At 44.6% G+C, this 18,950-nt stretch carries 17 protein-coding genes; 8 read left to right on the top strand and 9 right to left on the bottom strand.

The features are described 5' to 3' along the window. The first annotated feature begins 51 nt into the window (after positions 1 to 51). From CDZ87_RS06030 to CDZ87_RS06020, 3 genes are all read left to right on the top strand, one after another. Entirely contained in the window at positions 52 to 954 is a 903-nt protein-coding gene (locus CDZ87_RS06030) for an EamA family transporter (RefSeq protein ID WP_100752641.1), read from the top strand. Positions 955 to 970: 16 nt separating this feature from the next. Further along, positions 971 to 1,633 (top strand): HAD family hydrolase, encoded by a 663-nt coding sequence (locus CDZ87_RS06025; RefSeq protein WP_100752640.1) that lies wholly within the window; start codon positions 971 to 973, stop codon positions 1,631 to 1,633. A gap of 329 nt (positions 1,634 to 1,962) precedes the next feature. Further along, entirely contained in the window at positions 1,963 to 3,033 is a 1,071-nt protein-coding gene (locus CDZ87_RS06020) for a helix-turn-helix domain-containing protein (protein ID WP_100752639.1), read from the top strand. Positions 3,034 to 3,053: 20 nt separating this feature from the next. On the opposite strand, the gene CDZ87_RS06015 is transcribed toward CDZ87_RS06020, so the two are convergent. Then, positions 3,054 to 4,067 carry an alpha/beta hydrolase family protein gene (locus CDZ87_RS06015; RefSeq protein WP_100752638.1) on the bottom strand — a complete coding sequence of 338 codons (1,014 nt, stop codon included), beginning with the start codon at positions 4,065 to 4,067 and terminating at the stop codon, positions 3,054 to 3,056. Positions 4,068 to 4,863: 796 nt separating this feature from the next. On the opposite strand from CDZ87_RS06015, the gene CDZ87_RS06010 reads away from it, so the two are divergent. Beyond that, entirely contained in the window at positions 4,864 to 6,129 is a 1,266-nt protein-coding gene (locus CDZ87_RS06010) for a RidA family protein (protein ID WP_100752637.1), read from the top strand. An 81-nt stretch (positions 6,130 to 6,210) separates the two neighbouring features. Here the strand turns inward: CDZ87_RS06010 and proX are convergent, their stop codons facing one another. From proX to CDZ87_RS05985, 5 genes are all read right to left on the bottom strand, one after another. Then, entirely contained in the window at positions 6,211 to 7,209 is a 999-nt protein-coding gene (gene proX, locus CDZ87_RS06005) for a glycine betaine/L-proline ABC transporter substrate-binding protein ProX (protein WP_100752636.1), read from the bottom strand. After that, positions 7,206 to 8,291, bottom strand: coding sequence for a glycine betaine/L-proline ABC transporter permease ProW (gene proW / locus CDZ87_RS06000; protein WP_038177344.1), 1,086 nt, complete (start codon positions 8,289 to 8,291; stop codon positions 7,206 to 7,208). The genes proX and proW overlap by 4 nt, the downstream gene beginning before the upstream one ends. A gap of 4 nt (positions 8,292 to 8,295) precedes the next feature. After that, the gene (proV, locus tag CDZ87_RS05995) at positions 8,296 to 9,483 is read right to left on the bottom strand and encodes a glycine betaine/L-proline ABC transporter ATP-binding protein ProV (protein WP_100752635.1); all 1,188 of its coding nucleotides are present in this window, start codon (positions 9,481 to 9,483) and stop codon (positions 8,296 to 8,298) included. A gap of 351 nt (positions 9,484 to 9,834) precedes the next feature. Beyond that, positions 9,835 to 10,083 (bottom strand): hypothetical protein, encoded by a 249-nt coding sequence (locus CDZ87_RS05990; RefSeq protein WP_100752634.1) that lies wholly within the window; start codon positions 10,081 to 10,083, stop codon positions 9,835 to 9,837. Between the two features lie 325 nt (positions 10,084 to 10,408). Next, positions 10,409 to 12,196, bottom strand: a complete 1,788-nt coding sequence (locus tag CDZ87_RS05985) for an alpha-amylase family protein (protein WP_100752633.1) — start codon at positions 12,194 to 12,196, stop codon at positions 10,409 to 10,411. Between the two features lie 377 nt (positions 12,197 to 12,573). On the opposite strand from CDZ87_RS05985, the gene CDZ87_RS05980 reads away from it, so the two are divergent. Further along, complete coding sequence (locus CDZ87_RS05980; RefSeq protein WP_100752632.1) at positions 12,574 to 12,768, top strand: hypothetical protein; 195 nt, start codon at positions 12,574 to 12,576, stop codon at positions 12,766 to 12,768. A 54-nt stretch (positions 12,769 to 12,822) separates the two neighbouring features. On the opposite strand, the gene CDZ87_RS05975 is transcribed toward CDZ87_RS05980, so the two are convergent. Both CDZ87_RS05975 and CDZ87_RS05970 read right to left on the bottom strand, forming a co-directional pair. Continuing rightward, positions 12,823 to 13,716, bottom strand: a complete 894-nt coding sequence (locus tag CDZ87_RS05975; protein WP_100752631.1) for a cation efflux transmembrane domain-containing protein — start codon at positions 13,714 to 13,716, stop codon at positions 12,823 to 12,825. A gap of 195 nt (positions 13,717 to 13,911) precedes the next feature. Beyond that, on the bottom strand, positions 13,912 to 14,790 hold the full coding sequence (locus CDZ87_RS05970; protein WP_100752630.1) for a LysR family transcriptional regulator: 879 nt from the start codon (positions 14,788 to 14,790) through the stop codon (positions 13,912 to 13,914). Positions 14,791 to 14,933: 143 nt separating this feature from the next. Between CDZ87_RS05970 and CDZ87_RS05965 the strand changes: the two genes are divergently transcribed. Continuing rightward, positions 14,934 to 15,512 (top strand): class I SAM-dependent DNA methyltransferase, encoded by a 579-nt coding sequence (locus CDZ87_RS05965; RefSeq protein WP_100752629.1) that lies wholly within the window; start codon positions 14,934 to 14,936, stop codon positions 15,510 to 15,512. A 46-nt stretch (positions 15,513 to 15,558) separates the two neighbouring features. Here CDZ87_RS05965 and CDZ87_RS05960 read toward each other — a convergent pair whose 3' ends face one another. Then, on the bottom strand, positions 15,559 to 17,559 hold the full coding sequence (locus tag CDZ87_RS05960; RefSeq protein ID WP_100752628.1) for an acetoacetate--CoA ligase: 2,001 nt from the start codon (positions 17,557 to 17,559) through the stop codon (positions 15,559 to 15,561). A 225-nt stretch (positions 17,560 to 17,784) separates the two neighbouring features. Here CDZ87_RS05960 and phhA point away from each other — a divergent pair, with 225 nt between their 5' ends. Together phhA and CDZ87_RS05950 are read left to right on the top strand one after the other, a co-directional pair. Then, entirely contained in the window at positions 17,785 to 18,579 is a 795-nt protein-coding gene (gene phhA / locus CDZ87_RS05955; protein WP_100752750.1) for a phenylalanine 4-monooxygenase, read from the top strand. After that, positions 18,569 to 18,910 carry a 4a-hydroxytetrahydrobiopterin dehydratase gene (locus CDZ87_RS05950; protein ID WP_100752627.1) on the top strand — a complete coding sequence of 114 codons (342 nt, stop codon included), beginning with the start codon at positions 18,569 to 18,571 and terminating at the stop codon, positions 18,908 to 18,910. The genes phhA and CDZ87_RS05950 overlap by 11 nt, the downstream gene beginning before the upstream one ends. Positions 18,911 to 18,950: the final 40 nt, after the last annotated feature.

Here is an 18,950-nt window from a genome sequence, read left to right as displayed (position 1 = left end):
ATCTAAGGCTCCATCTCGGGGCCTTTATTTTATTCAGACAGGAACATTGAAATGGATTTGTTGGCGATTGGTCTCGTCGTTTTTTCTGCTGTTCTCCATGCGGGCTGGAATATCCTTGGTAAAAGCAACTCAGGCTCTGGGCTTGCGTTTATTATGGCGGCCAGCTTTTCTGCATGCTTCATTCTTACCCCTTATTTGATTTGGTATTTGGCAACCATTGGCTGGACATCATTACCGAGTGAGTTTTGGGGATTGCTGTTCATTAGCGGCATTTCACAAATGGTTTATTTGGTCGGTTTGATTGTCGCTTATAAGCACGCTGATGTGGGTGTGGTTTATCCGATTGCTCGGGCACTGCCTGTGATGATGGTCGGCGCAATCAGTGTGGCATTGGGGGATGAATTATCCAGTCAGCAGTGGTTTGGATTCTTGCTGATTACCCTTGGTTGTATGCTGGTACCACTGACGAACTTTCGTCAAATGACGTTGAGCTCTTATTTGAATGTCGGTGTGTTCTGGGCATTGATTGCCGCAATAGGCACAACGGGTTACTCGGTGGTCGACAAAGAAGCGCTGAGTTTACTCACAGGACAAGCATCAGAGATCTTGCATGATCAGTACAGTGCAATCTTCTACTTGGGCGTGCAGTTTTGGGCGATAGGTATTCCTGCCGCTGTGTGGTGTTTGATCACGGGTAAGCAAGGTGAAATCAAGACTGCTTGGCGGATCAGGAAAAAAGCTAGTATGGCCGGGGTAATGATGGCATTAACCTACGGCTTGGTGCTGTTTGCGATGACCATGACCGATAATGTTAGTTTGGTTGTAGCACTCAGGCAAATTAGTATCGTGTTTGGTTTGTTTATGGGGATCTATTTCTTGGGAGAGAAGTGGTACCTCACTCGTTGTGCAGGAATTATCCTAGTGATAACAGGTTTGATTCATGCTCTGAAATGATTAATTGGAGAAAGTTATGTCTAAACCTTTGTATGTATTTGATTTGGATGAAACTCTCATTAACGCCGACTGCTCTATGGTTTGGAATGAGTTTTTAGTCGAGAAAGGCATTGTAACGGATCATAACTTCATTGACGAAGACAAGCGTTTAATGAATCTATATGCGAAAGGAGAGTTAGATATGCAGTGCTACTTAGATTTTTCTTTAGCACCGCTTACGGCTATTCCAAAGTCTCAAATTATTGATTGGGTTGAAGAATGTGTACGGCGCGATATTCTGCCCAAGCAGTTTACCCAATCTAAGGTGCTAATTGAGAAACTCGTACGTGAACGCGCAGAGTTGATCATTGTTTCAGCTAGTGTCACTTTTTTAGTTGAAGTCATCGCACGTCACTTAGGAATCAAAACCGCTTTGGGTATCGATTTGGTTGAAAAAAATGCTTGCTATAGCTCTGAAATAAAGGGGATAGCGACATATCGCGAAGGTAAGGTTACTCGACTAGAGCAGTGGTTAAAGGAAACGAAACAGTCCTTTTCGGAGATTCACTTTTTTACGGATTCTATCAACGACTTGCCATTGTGTGAGTATGCTAACTCTACCTACCTTGTTAACCCTTGTCCTAGGTTAAGAACAGTTGGCGTAGAGCGCAATTGGCCCGTACTGCGTTGGGGAGCGTAAAGTGAACACTGCCCTTTTACTACTAGGCTAGGGTGCTGAGCTTGTGAATTCTCTTTGATTCTCTGCGTATTAGATATATCTGTTGTACAGCATTACCTGAAGTAATTTATGTAATGCTCATTTTGGTAAAAGTTCTAAAAGGGTTTTGCCCAATTTTGAGGCAGAGTAAGAAGTCATTTACACTCTGTTAATGTACATTTTCCCTATAAAAAGTTATTTTATTAAAGATTGATATTCAATATGTATCACCCGTCCGTTCAGTTGTTTCACGAATGCAGTGCTTGACGTGATTTCAAAGTGATCTTTTATCTAATTTAATTGGACTTTTGATGCTTGCTATTCCCTTACCATTTGTCGCCGCGCTATTGTTACTCATGACTGGTATCGTGCTTCGGTACAGGTACCCACATACCAGTCAAAAACCATTTTGGCTTATCATCCTATGTGCGTTAATGGTTACTGTAGTGGGCCTACGATGGACGGTAGATATTGCGTTGTTTCGCTTCTTGCAACCCACCCTCTGTGCGAGTGTCCCTGTGGCAGCTTGGCTGTGTTTTGCGGGAGCCCATCGAAGTCAATCCAGTACACATTTGCATTGGTTAGGCCCCATTGCTGGTTTAGTTGGTTCACTTTTCCATGAGTATGTCTGGGTAGGAACCGTTGATGTATGGCTTATCTTGCTCTATCTCGGATATGGAAGTTTACTGTTGAAGTCGTCGCTGCGCGTGCCGGAACAAGTGCGGTTAACCGATGTATCGAAAGTGTTGGTTGCTGAACGGGTTGCAGGTGTAATGCTACTATTCTCCGCCATGGTCGACGGTGTGCTCTCTTACGACATCTTACTGTTGAATGCGCAGCATACCAATCTGATCTTATCGATTAGCTACCTTGTCCTTATTCCAGCCGTTGTGTCCGCAGTGATGGTTATCAGTATTAGTACGCCTGCTGAAGACATAACCAAGCAAGCGTTGACTTTACGTTCTTCCTCACAGTTATCTCCTAAAGAGGCTAATACGCCAGAGACATTAACCGTTATCTTAGATGACGACCAAGTTGAAGAAACTGCACAGGTCATTGCCGAGTTCGATGTATTAATGAAAGATCACCAAGTATTCAAGGATCCTGATTTATCTCTGAATCGTTTGGCACGAAAGCTGGGTATTCCTGCTCGGAAAATATCGTCTGCGGTTAATCAAACTCACCACCAGAACATTTCTAAGGTGATTAACGCTTATCGAATTGAGCACGCGAAGACTCTCCTGAAGCAAACTGATAAAACGATAACTGAGATATTTCTAAGTTCAGGTTTTCAAACCAAATCTAATTTCAATCGCGAGTTTTCAAGGATAACCGGGCAAACTCCGAGTGAGTTTCGAAGTTCGCCACAAGAGTTAGGTTGAGTGTGTTTGCTTTTCGTTTATCAATTCAGAAAACTAGCGATGTCATTGAAGAACAATTGATGCAACTGGTCGCGTGATGTTCCAATGCCATCTTTACAAATAATGCCATCGCCTGGCACTTCTTCGTTAAGCATGGGTATAGCACCGGGTTTACAGTCTTGAATGAAGCTGAAATGCGTGGCGTTTTCATAGACTTTGTACCGTCTTGAGTTCAGTGACATGTGCTCGGCAATATAACCAGACTCCAATGCCTGAGGAAGATCTCCAATATTGCTCCCAGCCGCCAGTATTAAGGTTGGCACTTTAATGTCCTTTAGACTACCGACTGAAAAGCTACGAGCAAGCCCCAGATCAAGGCTAACTACACGTTGAATTCTAGGATCTGAAAAGTCTTTTTTATTTGGCTCTTTAGCTTGGACTTTGTCTAGCCCTAGTTCTTCAGCAAGCCCACAAGTTCGTGGGTTGGGGTATATGAGACAATTGGCCTCAAAGGTTGGTCTATCCATTTTCGCTCCTGCCAATTGCATCACAGTCCAACCACCTAAGGAATGCCCGATTGCGGTAACATTGTCGACGCTAGCTGACTGCTTCCACTGGGGTTCGGATAATAAGTAGTCCAGAAGACGTGACATATCTTGTGGCCTTTCCCACCATTTCGCTGCTTGCTTTGGGGATTGGTCGAAAGTGGTGGTTCCCGGATGATCTGCGGCCGCTACGATGTAGCCACGACTCGCAAGTTTGGTTGCCAACCAGTTTTGGTTGCGCCAATTTCCTCGATAGCCGTGTGACAAAAGCACCACAGGAAAAGTTCCGGATTGAATTTCTGTATCTTTGATAACTTGTGTGCCGATGAAAGCGGGGTTATCGCCAATCAAGGTTGTATCTGATGTATCTCGTGTGGGATACCAAATTGTAGTGTTTATCGGGCGATTAGGATCGTCAGTTAAGGTGACTTGAGTAAATCCGACATCGGAAGCGATGGTTGAACTGGAAAGGAAAAGTAAGAATGTGAACAGTAAATGTGTCCATTTCATAGTGTTAACTCCAATTGAGGTGATTGGAGCTAATATGCGCTAACGCTTGGTATCACGAGACCTCAAACACGATCTAGGACGGCCTAAATCATATGTTAGTACCCAATTTAGCGATCAGGTTTCGTTACCTGCCTCTAGAACGCTTTACGCTGCGTACCAAAGCTTGGGTCTTATGATTAAAATACTGTACTTCTAGTGCCCTATACCATTAAATCTGTACATCGAGTTGAGCGACTTGCCATAATGATAGTTATTCATGAGTCAATACTGCGGATGGTAGAAGTGACAGTGGAAAATGAAGTTAATGAGACCCCCGTAGGAATTTTTTTGTTCCGAAAATAAGTCCGTTATCTGTTATCTACACATTAACAAATTGTCATGGCTGTTCGCATTAGTTTGCAAGATTGTTGATAATCAATGCTTTATGCAGTTATCACGGCTTAACAAGCAGTGCGATAAGACCAATCACCTCAAAATCCGCTTGGCGATGTGAGCCTGATATCAAAATTGAATCAAAGTCAGGCACTGCGACTAAGAAAAATTCCGGGTTAAATTCAATTTGTGGGGATGTTTAGTGACATCAGCCTGTTGCGATTTATGATTCGCTGATCACCAGCGGATATTTAGTCGTTCAGTGACTAATTATCCGTACCATCTAGCCAACGTCGGTGCATTTTTAATTTGAGATTTATCACACTCACGTCCAATTCTATCTCTTACTATGGCGCCACTTATCCCAATAACCCTACTAAAGACAAAGTTATATTGTCTTAAAAATTTAAGGATACCTATCTCAATGAGTGGCGAAATTATCAAAGTATCAAGAAATACTGAGCAGGCACCGATCAATGCGTTATCAAGCCAGAGTGTTGCATTTTCTCACTACAACAACCTTTCTGCTCAACTACCATTAGACCCGCAGTCTGGTGAAATAGTCGTGGGCGATGTCCGAGATCAAGCCAAACAGTGTCTGAATAATATTAAAGCGATTGTTGAGAGCGTTGGCCATGTGATGGATGATGTGGTCAAAATTAATGTCTTTGTTAAAAGCATGAACGATTTAGCGGCAGTGAATGAAGTCTATAACGCTTACTTTGATACTCAGTTACCAACACGCACTGTGGTTGAAGTCGCAGCACTGCCACATGGTGACGCTCTAATTCAAATGGACGCGCTCATCTCGAATGGTGAAGGAACCAAGCCGCAAGCCCCGTGTGATTTAATTAAACTATCAAGAAATAGTGATAGTGCACCTGTTAGCCAGTGGTCAACTCAAACGGTTGCCTTCTCTCACTACAATAATATTGGTGCTCAGCTACCTATCTGCCCGACTACTGGCAAAATCGTTGACGGTGGAATTAAAGCACAAACAGCCCAATGTCTGCGAAATATTAAGACTATTATGGAGAGCATTGATGTGCCGTTTGACGACATTGTCAAAGCGAACATTTATCTAACCGACTTGGCCGACTTAGAAGCCGTTAACCAGGTTTACACGACCTTCTTCCCGGACTCTTCCATTGCACGCACAGTGGGTTATATGCCAGCTCGTTCGGTGATTAAAGCGAATGGCTTGCCGATGGGAGCGTTGGTGCAAATTGATACTGCTATCTCTCATGGTGACGGCACGCCGCATCAAGAAATCGAGGACCGACACGGCATTGTGATTCGTACCAACAACACGGTTGATGCACCAATTTGCCCGCTTTCGACGCAAACTGTCGCTTTTTCTCACTACAACCACCTTACTGCACAATTGCCAGTGAAAACCCATGGTGGTGCCTTGGTAGAGGGTGGAGTAACAGAGCAAGCTAAACAGTGTCTTAACAACATCAAAGCGATTGTTGAAAGCATCAGTCATAACATGGACGACATCGTTAAGATCAACATCCAATTGACGGATATGGCAGACTTGGCTGTGATTGATACTATATACGCGGGCTTTTTTAGCGGTGAATTACCAGCAAGAACCGTCATTGGTGTCTCAGACATTCCATTAGGCGCTGCTGTTCAGATTGATGCCGTGGTGTCTAATGGTGAAGGTACGCCACCAACGCATTAATTTGTCGACTCTTTGTCGTTTAAAATAATAAGGGAGCGCCAATGAGCGCTCCCTTTCGATTTTATGTATTACTAAGCTTTTTTATAGTGCAGCTTGTTTGGCTTCTTTCACCCACGAATCAAATAGCTGTTGGTTTGCTTTAATCCAACCATTGACGTGCGCTTCGATATCAGAAGAACTATTCTTACCTTGGCTCATCATCATGTTTTGTGCACTGACATCATTAATATTAAGCTTCATGATTTCGAACAGTTTGGCCGCGGCTGGGTTGTTTTGAGTAAACTCTTTATTAGCAACGATACGCATAGAGTTCATTTCAAAACCGTAGTTCTTGCCATTGGCCAGCGTGGTATCGACATTTTTACGTTCGCCCGGTAGTGCAGAAAATGGCACTTCAAGCCAAACAACATCTTCTCCAGGGACAAGTACGCCACTCACCCAATATGGTGTCCATGTGTAGTATAAAATCGAATCGCCTTTGTTATAACGTGAAATAGTATCGGCGATGATCGCGGCATAATTACCTTGATTGTGGCTTACGGTGTCGCCTAGTTCAAACGCGTTTAATTGTTCTTCGATAACCAGCTCACAACCCCAGCCCGGGTTACAACCGGTTAAATCTGCTTTACCGTCGCCATTAGCATCAAACAGTTGGGCTATTTTAGGATCTTTCAGCTGGCCGATGTTGGTAATGCCGTATTTGTCTGCGGTCTTCTTATCGATTAAGTAACCTTGCGCAGCGCCACTGACATACTGGCCTTGACGTGAAAACTTGTCATCAGCACCCGACATGGTGTATTTATCGGCATGCAGTGGGAACCAACCTACCGCAAGAAAAGTGGCATCACCTTTAGCAATTGAGGTGTAGCCAACGTTGTAGTCGACTTCTTTGGTTGGTTGAACTTCATAGCCGAGCTCTTCTAAAGCTCGATTTACAATTAGAGTTTGAAACGTCTCTTCAGCAACGGATGATTGCACAGGTTGAACCGTTACCCCAGCGCCCGGCAATTCATTTGCCGTTACGCTTGTTGCTAGTGTGAGTGCACTGATTGTCAGTGTTGTCTTCCATGAGTTGTTCATTTAGTTTTCTCCTTAAGTGTAACTTGAGGTTCATTCTGATTAGTGAGTAATTTGATGACGAATGAAACTGGGCCTGTGTGGTACCAACGAAGCTTGGTGTTACCTGCATTTGCGCCTAGCTCTTGGGTAATACGGTCAAGTAGGATGGCAAGAATGACAATGCCTAAACCACCGACGGCAGCAAGCCCCATATCAAGGCGGCCAATACCGCGCAATACCATTTGTCCAAGCCCGCCAACAGCGATCATTGACGCGATAACTACCATTGATAGCGACAGCATCAAGGTTTGGTTAACGCCAGCCATGATGGTCGGCAGTGCGAGTGGTAACTGAATGCGATACAACATCTGTTTACTGCTAGCACCAAAAGAGTGGCCCGCTTCAATCAGTTCTTCTGGCACTTGTTGGATGCCTAAGATGGTCAATCGCACCACGGGTGGCAGGGCGAAAATAATCGTTACGACCACCCCAGGAACATTACCGATACCAAATAGCATCACAATCGGTACTAAGTAGACAAACGCTGGGGTTGTTTGCATTGCGTCGAGTATTGGTCTGATAATCTTAGCGGCGGTATGACTACGAGCGAGCCATATACCGAGTGGCAAGCCTATCAATAGGCAGAAAAACACCGAAGTCATGACCAGCGAGAGGGTGGTCATTGCTTGTGACCAAGCGCCAATTAGGCCGATAAAAACCAGTGATACGAACGTTGCGACGCCAAGTCGTAGGTTCGAAAACTGCCAAGCTAAAAGAAATAAAAATACCAACATAAATGGCGCTGGTGTCGAGACCAGTGCCGTCTCAAATGATGTCAGAATGAAGTCGATCGGCACACGAATTGCCTGAAACACTGGTCGACCGTGGTCAACTAACCAGTTCAAACCAGACTCAACCCAAGTGTCTAACGGCAGTACGGCGTCTTGGAACGGATTCATGATATCGAATGGGGCTTGTTCAACCGTCTCGCTAGTTAACCAATCGTTAGTTGGTGCGTTACTGGTTGACGCTTGTCCCCAAGGGTCGCTTTGTTGCGTGGTCGTTTGCGACCATGGGTCATTGTTTGTTTGCTCTGATGACATGGCGCTAATCCTTATCTAACGTTTGCAATAATCGTGATTTGGTTACGACACCGAAGTAAGTACCTTGCTCGTCGACAACAGGAACGGAGTAGGGAACGCCTGCAACGGTACCTAGAATGTCATTAATTGATTGGGTTGGTTCGAGTGTAATGTCATCATCGAGCTGCGCACTGGTTAGAGAGCGATTCTCTTTGTGCGCGGCGCGCAGAGAGTCAACTGACACGATGCCCGAATAGCGACTGCTGCGATCAACAACAATGCCGTATTCACGATCATTATCCATCAATATCTGCATCGCCGAAGCTGGACCATCGTGCTCAGACTTTTTGAATACAGCGGCCGGGTTCTTGCGAGCAATGTCTTTCGCGGTAAGGATACTGGCGACGTTAACGCCACGGAAAAACGCGGCCACGTAGTCGTTGGCAGGTTGGTTTAAAATCTCATCAGGTGTGCCGACTTGTACCACGTCGCCATCTTGCATAATCGCAATGCGATCACCAATACGCATCGCTTCGTCGAGATCGTGGGAAATAAAGACGATGGTACGTTTATCATCGTTTTGTAGACGGATCAGCTCATCTTGCATTTCCGTGCGGATCAGAGGGTCAAGCGCTGAAAACGCCTCGTCCATTAATAAGATATCTGGGTCACAAGCTAGGGCACGTGCTAAGCCGACACGCTGCTTCATACCGCCAGATAGCTCGTCTGGAAACACGTCGCAATAAGCATCAAGGCCGACGCGTTCAAGTGCCTCAAACGCCGATTTTTTTCGCACATCCGTTTCTATGCCGGCAAGCTCTAAACCAAACGCTGCGTTCTCGATCACCGTCATATGTGGCATTAGGGCGAAGTTTTGGAAGACCATCGAAATATTATTGCGGCGCACTTCGCGTAGCTCATCATCAGTAATATGGGCAATGTCTTTACCTTTGAATAATACGTTGCCTTTGGTGGGTTCGATGAGACGATTGAGTAGACGGACTAGAGTCGATTTGCCTGAACCAGAAAGGCCCATAATGACGAAGATTTCACCTTCATTGATGCTGAGCGAGACGTCATTAACACCTATGGTTAATCCTGTTTTCTCAAACACTGCATCTTTGTCCGCGCCTTTTTCGATCATATCGAAAGCGCGTTGTGTGTCTTCTCCAAACACTTTATACAGTCCCTTAACTTCCAGTATGGGATCCATGATTTTTCCTTTGTTAGGTAATGTACCAGTATAAAATCAATTAGAACTCTAATGAAAATTTTATTATAAATCAATGAATGACGTACTGTATATGGTGAGTGGTATAATTAAAAGTTGTTATTGGTAGCATGTTCAATAACAAGGATTTACTTTAAAGCTATGTATATAAAGCTTTATTTTTTGTATAGTGAGGGGGGGGGTGAAAACGAACGAATGTTTTTCAATCAGGTTGGAGATTAGACGGGTGGGAAAGATAATGGGAATTTAATTTTAGCTCTTAATGTTAGTTCTCAAAGGTGTCAGTAATAACAAGCGCATCGATTTAGCGTTATTACTGACATTGGGCAACGCTTAATGTTTGCGCTTAGGTCCGTGACGAACCATATCTTGTCCTGAGTGGAAAATCTCTTCAGTTACCCAGCGGCCCAAGACGAGCTGATTATCATCATCAAGCACGGCGACAAAACGTCGGCCATCGCTATTATTGGTTGCCAATACAACTCCGGCGGCGTTGCTTAATCCCATCATTCCGCTTTCAATCGCAACAAGAAAGGCTTCAAGTTCTTGTAGGTCGGCAATAATTCTATCGTCATTAATCATGTTATCTCTCAGTTTTACTGTGCTTTTCGTCAGGCAGTCAAGAGCCGAACTTATTCATCGGCGCTACTTTAACTAGCATAGTGAATAATTGCTACTAGTGAGTCGATAAGTGAATAAGCGTTAACCGTTCACAGTAGTATTTTAACGTTTATGCCATTCAGTTAGGCAATGCAAAGCCAGATTAGCAGCGCTTGGCAATCAAGCGTTGCTAATAAATTGTGAGTTGCAGTAATGGTTCGTGACGCAGACAAAGCGACTTGCTACGCTGATTGAACTGGCTCAGCAGGCAGGTTTGAATCAACAGCAGTTCGCCGTAGATTATGGCTCAGCGGAATTGACCAAGCTCATCTAAGCAGAGAAAGTGCGTGGCGAGCGGCGCCAAATATATCGGTATTGTTGCGCCATGCTGATTCACTTGCATTGGGTAGCTTGTGTGATTGAGTTTATCGATAAGCTCATAATGGCCAGCTGACAATTGCCATAATTTGATCAAGTGATGAGGAATCTTCAGTTCAATTGTTTTGCCTTTCTCGCGACTGAAATTGGTGGCAATGATCACCGCTTGTTGGTTGTCTGAGCGCGCAAAGGCGTACAACTGATGCTGCATATCGGCAAAGTTTTGGTAGTTTTCAGCGTAAAGGTCATGATAATCGCCGCTTAGCGCAGGGCTGCTTAACGCTAGGTTAAGCAGCCGAGAGTAAAACGCCCTTAGTGTCTTTTCAGACTCACTTAACAGTGCGCCATCAAAGCGGCCGTGATTCATCCAACGTTGATGACTAGGGACACCGATATAATCGAAGATTGAGGTACGAGAGGGTTGCCCAAAGCCCGCCATCTCTGCACCGACTTCTCCGACCTCTTGACCAAAGTAAATCATGGTTGGTGAGGTCGATAGACAGGTCGATACCAACATCGCAGGCTTACCATTTTCCCCGCAGCCGGCAAAGTGCTCGCAAGCAAGGCGCTGCTCGTCGTGATTATCGAGAAAATGCAGCATGTTATGTTCGATATCGCGCAACTCATGCTGAATACGACCAATATCACTGGTCGAAGCTTGATGGCGAATTATGGCTTTTAAGGTGTCGTATAGATCCACCTTGTCATACAAGTAATCCATTTTACCCAGTTGAATATAATCGCGATAGAGCGCAGGTTGATACACTTCAGCGATCACTATCGATTGTGGGTTAGCATGTTTGATCGCTGAGTTTAAAAAGCTCCAGAATTCGACCGGAACCATTTCGGCCATATCAAAGCGAAAGCCATCCACCCCTTGTTTTAGCCAGTAGAGTGCGATATCACGGAATTTATACCAAGAGTCGGGCAGTGATTTTCCTTGCCAAAATTGGTAGTGATCGTGATGTGAACGATGGCGATACTCAGTGGGTAAAAGCTCGAAATCTTTTGAGCCATCAGGGCGTACGCCGTAATTAATCTTAACGGTTTCGTACCAATCGTCATGATTTGGCTTCGCCAGTCGAGACCCGTTACCTGTCCACTTCGCCGGACACTCGTGGTAAGGCGTCGTTAAGTCGGGATGCTTCTCACCACCGAGCGCTGGTTGATGCGTCAACGTGTCAGGCAGTTCAAAGCGTTGGCCAGGAATATAATAGAAATTGTTATCTCGTTGGTATTCAACATGGGGGTTATCGTCAGCGCCAAAGTCGCGCACGCCATCAGGATTGTTGAGGCCTTTATACACTCGAGCGACATGGTTGGGGACGATATCAATAATGACCTTCATACCAGCGTTGTGCGTGCGTTTGATCAGTGCAGAAAACTCTTGATTACGCTTAGCAGGATCATCAGCAAGATCTGGATTGACTGAGTAGTAGTCTTTAACCGCATAAGGTGAACCCGCGCGGCCTTTGACAACACTAGGGTGATCATTGTCGACGCCAATCTCGTTGTAATCGCCAACTAAAGCGTGATGAGGTATGCCAGTATACCAGATATAAGTGATACCAAGTTGACGGATCTTTTCTAAGGCGAGATCACTTAAATCGCTAAATTTACCAACGCCATTTTGTTCAATAGTGCCCCAAGCTTGATTGTTTGAGTTGGTATTGCCAAACAGACGGGTGAAAACCTGATAGATATTATGCTTTTTCATTTTGTCGAGTCGCTATCTTTGTTTGCATATAGGCTAGATCATGGTTCAAGTCAGCAACTCATCCTTTAATCAACCATCGGGGGCGTAGAGGTCGAAAGTGTGATTGAGGTTTCGCTTTCAGCGCGAGACGTTCAAATTAAAGGCTTGGTTGGAGTAGTGTGTGACCAGTCATTAATGCACGTGAATAGTTCGAATAAGGTCACAAAACCAAGATTCATTTTCCTATTCAAACATCAGTATAAACGGTATAAATTGCTTTTATATCAATGCCTAGCTTGGTGTTAAGCCGTGATGTTTCCACCAGATACGATGTTGACACAGGGGAACTGTTTTCTACGCTTAGTGATGACCTAACGTCAGATGAAAAGGAGAACATAATGGCGAGATTCCAACAAGACATCCCCAAGCGCGTGACCGTTTATCACGATGATATTGACCAAGAAAAAGCCCTCAAAAATGCCATGTTGCCTGAAAAGCCCAGGTACTTTAATGGTTCACCGACATACGAGGCGAACAGCATTGATGAGTTTAAAGATAAATTAAGTCACATCGGAATGTCATTGGATAATTAACATTCGCAGGCCCAGTAATGATAATAGGCAGCCATTTCGGCTGCCTATGTTGTTTTAGTGAGCGATATTCATGATGAGGTTAAGATCGAGGGATAGTCTCGATAACCTGTCTTTTAAAATACGACGTGTCTTTTCTAGATCCGCGACCTGCAGTTGCTGGCCAACGGGGTGCACATCCAGTTTTACACGCAACTCACGTCCAACTTTGGTCACGGCGGCCACTTCGAATTGTTGTGCAACGTGATGTTTTAGGGCTGACACTTCTTGATCCACAGCTTGACAGATCTCTTCAGTGGGTTTCATCATTAGCATTTCACGTAGGGCGCCACGTAGCATGTCGAACGGTACCTTGATGAAATAGAAAGACATTAGGATCATCATCATTGGGTCAGCATAGACGGCGAGCTGTGCAAAAGGAGACAATGACACGAACCAAGCAATAATAAATCCAAGTGTGACCGCTACACTGAGTAAGGTGTCCATTTGCCACTGTTTTGTTTCGGCTTCGATCAGACCTGAAGAGAAGCGTTTAGACTTCTTAGCAATATGCCACCATGCATAGCCACAACCAAGTACATTGACAACACCAAATAGCGTCGCGATACTCGTATCGACTTCACGGCCGCCACTCATGACTGAAATGACCGCAGAATAAAGCGAATAGCTGACGATGGCCAAAATGACAATGCCTTTGGTAGCGATAACAATCGGTTCTAGTACTGATTTACCAAATTGAAACTGACGTTTCGATGGGCGTTCAATAAACTTAGAGACGGCCAGCGACAATAATGTTAGCAGTAGACTGACTAAGGAATAAACACCATCAAAAACAATCACCAATGAACCGACCAGCAAACCAAGTACCAAGCCTCCGGCGGCAAAGCCCGATGCAAGCATTGCTGAGAAGGTTAAAATACGTTTTTCGTTTAGGCTTGTCCTAGCACACATGGTGAACTCTCTTATTGGAATACCTGTATAGTGTTCTCATTTTAAGAGAATTAGACAACTACAATCTGATTGAAGAGTCAGTCATTTTGAGTGAATTTTAATCATTTCTTTTAAAAACAGAAGCTTATGTCAATATATTGCTGTCATTAATTTTGACACTGAGTGACCTTAATCACTGAAAAGGCTTGAATATATTTAGAAGTCAAAGAGATATTCGTTTAATTTATCTGCCAACCAAGACATGCCAGGGTGCTCAGCCATCCCTGCGGCAGTAAACATACAATAGTCCTCTTGGGTTAAACCGTAAGTATGCTTGATGACGGCAAGTTCTTGCTGACGCAGTAAATGACGGATCAGTGGCTCAGGAAGAACGCCCCAAGCATCCTCTTTCAGAATGGTGTTAAGCATGTAATCAAAGCTTGAAAAGCCAATATAACGCAGAGAAAACGGCTGTAGCTCAGGGTTATCCTTCTCATTGAGGTAAACCATCACGGCTTGCATCGCATTACGCAGGTCATCGTCTGAGACGCGACGTAGACGGGCGAGAGGGTGGCTTGAACGACATACTGACATCATCCGAATTTTACCAAGCGGCTGGTAAGTAATGTGAGGGTTATCGATGCGTTCATAGTCAACACCAAAAGCAAAGTCGACTTGTGATGTAGCGACTAAGTTTGCGAGGTCGCCACTTGAAGCGAGCACGGTATTAAATGAGGTCGCGGGGAAACGATTATTCAATCGGTGCGATAAATCTTGCCACAATTCGTCAGGCAGTGAGTCGTCACGGGCGATCCATATTTCGGCGTTAAACTCACCTGACACTTGAGCACAAGTTTGGCGAATACGTGCAGCGGTGACCAATAAGTTTTGGCTATCTTTATAGATGGCTTTGCCTGCTTCTGAAAGCATCAGATTATTACCGCTACGAACAAACAGCTCAACGGCAAGATCTTTCTCTAACGCTTTGATCGCCATGCTTAATTTGGTGCGGTTACACTCTAACTGACGCGCTGCCTCTGAAACGGAACCCGTATCAGCAACAGTACAAAATGCTTCGATCTGCGATAAGTTCATCTTTTAAACAAATTGGTTGGCTTAAAAGCGATATTATCTCAATCTTAGCGAATTGTCTGTTTTCCGGATTGAAATGCTATTAATTTCATGTAGTTTTGATACTCTTGGTAACGCCTAATGAATGTAGTTACAGGGAGATCATGATGGCTAATAGTTGGGACGATGTCGCGGCAAATTGGGACTCGGAAGCATCCACAAATACCTATGCGGACAAAGCGTTGCAATCTTTGCTTCAGTTCGTTGATGTGAAAGGAATGCACATTTTAGATTTTGGTTGTGGAACCGGACTACTCAGTCAACGTTTGTCACCAATGGTAAAAGATATTGTAGCATTAGACAGTTCTGAAGCCATGATCGAACAACTCGATATGAAAGAGCTACCCAATGTAGAGCCTGTTGTTGATACGCTCACTCGTGGTTTGGTTGCGTTGCATCCGGCGTTTCGCACCCAGTTTGACTTAGTGGTGGCGTCATCGGTATGCAGTTTTGTGCCGAGTTACTCTGAAGTGGCGGATATTGTTTTTAGCCTAATGAATAAAGAGGGCTACTTTATCCATTGGGATTGGTTGTCAGAGACCGATGAACCGGGCGGCATGACCATTCAACATGCTCAGCAAGTCTTGACCAGTGTCGGGTTTAGCCGCGTCGAGATAACCACACCATTTGAGGTTGAAACACCACAAGGCAAGTTCAAAGTCTTGATGGCCTTGGCGCAGAAATAGTTATAAATACAAATTGAAGCCCGGCAATGATGCCGGGTTTTTGTTTTTAGCTAATAGGCTGGCGCTGATATTGCGCGACTTCCTCAAGTGCCGAAGGGTTGGCTATCGCGCCCAAGTTTTGTACGTCGAGGCCGTGCAGCACCTGCTTGACTGCCAACTCGACTAATTTACCTGATTTCGTCTTAGGAATTTCATTTAATCGATAGATCTCAGCAGGAACATGGCGAGGTGAGCACTTTATTCGTAAGGTTTGCTTGATACTTTGTTGCAAGTCGTCATCGAGCACAGCGCCATCAGTCAGTTGGACAAACAGCACCACGTTTTCATCGCCATCGACACGTCTGGCGACGGCGATTGAGTCTTGAATTTTCTCTAGTTGATTCACTTGCTGATAGATTTCAGCGGTGCCGATGCGAACGCCGCCTGGATTGAGCGTTGTATCGCTTCGGCCATAGAAAATCATCCCGCCGTGTTGGGTCATTTCTACATCGTCACCATGATGCCAAGTATCGTTGAATTTATTCCAATAGGCGTTATGGTAGCGTTCACCATTGTCATGCCAAAAGCCGAGCGGCTGATTGGGGAAACTATTGCGACAGACGAGTTCACCTCGCTGTGCAACGACTTCTTTCCCCTGCTGGTCGAATACCGTTACATCCATTCCTAAACCTGCGCCTTGGCACTCGCCACGATAAACCGGAGAAATAGGATTGCCCAAAACAAAACACCCGCAGATATCGGTGCCGCCCGCAATTGAAGCTAGGTGGACATCAACCTTGATTGATGAGTAAACAAAATCGTATTGCTCTGGATAGAGTACCGAGCCTGTTGAGCAAAGGGTTTTAAGCGAATCGAGTGTATAGCAACTGCTTGGCGTAAATTGACTTTTTTGCAGCGCTTCTAGGTATTTTGCCGAAGTACCAAACAGCGTCACTTGCGCTTCTTGTGCCAATTGCCAAAGAACGTTGGGGTTAGGGTACATTGGGCTGCCATCAAAAATAACCAAAGTAGCGCCGCTGGCGAGTGCAGATACATGCCAGTTCCACATCATCCAGCCACAAGTCGTGTAATAAAAAACGCGATCTTTCGGTTGAACGTCACAATGCAATTGATGCTCTTTGAGGTGGCTAAGAATAGTGCCCCCAACCGAATGAACAATACACTTGGGCTTGCCGGTGGTGCCTGATGAATAGAGCACAAACAAGGGTTCGTTAAAACTGATGCGTTCGAAGTTGATCCCGCGCGGTAGAAAGCTGGCTAAGATCGCTTGCCAATCGGAAAAGAAATCGCTGTGGTCGTCCTGACGCATATCGGTTTGTAGATAGTCAATCTGACAGGTATTAACAAGACTGGGAAGTGCATCAGAGATTTGACGATTTTTTTCTTCGATATGAAAGGTTTTACCGTTGAAGTCATAGCCGTTACAGCAAAATAGTATTTTAGGATTGACCTGACCGAATCGCTCTATCACGCTTTCAGTGCCAAAATCGGGCGAGGTTGATGTCCAAATCGCGCCAAGGCTAGTGGTGGCGAGCATCGCGATAACGGTTTCTGGCATATGTGGTAGATAACCCGCGACGACGTCTCCTTTTTCTACGCCATTATGTTTTAGCCATTGCTGTAATACTGATACTTGATCACAAAGTTCTTGCCAAGTGAGCTGACGACTTTCACCGCGTTCATTTTTGAACCAAATCGCCGTATCATCGGGCGCTTGAAACGAATAGGCCAGTAGGTTTTCAGCGTAGTTAAGTTGTGATTGTGGGAACCAAATGGTGTCGCGACTTGGATTAAAAGCTCCCCATTTGGCTAGACCTTCACCCAAAATACAGTCGCCTTTGTAGCCGATAACGTCACAGAACTGCCAAATCTCTAACCAAAAATCTTTCTTATAATCGATAGACCATTGATGTAGCTCTGTATAGCTGTCGATAATATCACCTTGAATATTAACGTGTTTCATAAAATTACTAAGATTGGATGACTCAATTCGGTCACTACTTGGCACCCAAATAGGGGCAGGAAAATTTGGGTCTGGGTTAGTCATGACATCCTCGTCTCATCGCTCTCCGGTATAGGATTAATTTTTGATGAATTTATAGGCAAAGTCAAACTTATCCCACGACAACAGATAGCTGAAAAATAAGGAAAAAGCTGTCAAATGTAAACATTATGTTACGCGATGCACTATAGGCAGAGTACGCCGATAAAATTGTCATCAGCCAGTGGTAGAGATAATCTAAATGTGAAGGAATTGTTAATGAGGCTAGGTATGGCACAATATCATTCTAAATCTGTCAATGACCAGGGCATTGTTGATTGGAGCATAGAAGAAGACATAATCTGGCGAGATTTGATCAAACGTCAATATCATTTGGTGGAAGACCGTGCTTGTAACGAGTATCTGGCTGGCCTTAAATTGTTGGACTTACCGTTAGAGCGTGCACCACAGATTATTGATATTAACCAAGTTCTAAAAGAAGCAACGGGTTGGCAAGTCGAGCCTGTACCTGCTTTGATTAACTTTGACCGTTTTTTTGCGCTTTTGGCCGAGAAAAAATTTCCGGTTGCGACCTTCTTACGCAGTCGGCAAGAGTTTGATTATCTACAAGAGCCGGACTACTTTCATGAAATATTTGGTCATTGTGCAATGTTGACCAATCCTGAATTCGCCGAGTTTACTCGTACTTATGGCATGTTGGGCCGCGAAGCATCGGACAAAGAAAGGGCTTATTTGGCAAGACTTTACTGGTTTACCGTTGAGTTTGGTTTGGTTAAAGAAGGAGACACGACCAAGATCTATGGTGGAGGGATTTTATCTTCGCCAGGTGAAACGCTCTATTCCTTAGACGACCCACAAGCCAAGCGCGAAGCGTTTGATATCAATACGGTGTTAAGAACACCGTATCGCATTGATATTATGCAGCCAGAATATTTTGTGCTGGAGGATATCAAACAGCTGTACCAACTAAGTAAGACAGATTTGATGCATCATGTTAAACAGGCAATGAAAGCCGGTTTACTCCCCCCATTATTTGAACCAAAGGAAGTGACTCATGCTGAATGAATTACGCTGCGAAGCTTGCACTAGTAGTGCCGTGGCTTTAGGTGCCGAAGAGAGACGATTGCTGCTTACCGAGCTCGAAGGTTGGCAATTACTTGAACGTGGTGATATCCCGCAGTTAGAAAAAGTGTATAAGTTTAAGAACTACAAACAGGCATGGGCGTTTGCCAATAAAGTGTCAGAGCTTGCTGAACATGAGTTCCATCATCCGGCTATATTGCTCGAGTGGGGTAAAGTAACGGTAACCTGGTGGAGCCATTCTATCAAAGGGTTACATCAGAACGACTTCATCTGCGCAGCGAAGTGTGATCAAATCAATTCATCACCAAGATAGATCACCACACCAAGATTTTTGCTCCGATTCATCTCAGACG

It is taken from the genome of Vibrio salilacus, from assembly GCF_002811245.1.
GTDB lineage: Bacteria > Pseudomonadota > Gammaproteobacteria > Enterobacterales > Vibrionaceae > Vibrio > Vibrio salilacus.
The sequence above is the reverse complement of the archived record's forward strand: the minus strand, read 5'-3'. Positions and strand labels throughout refer to the sequence as shown.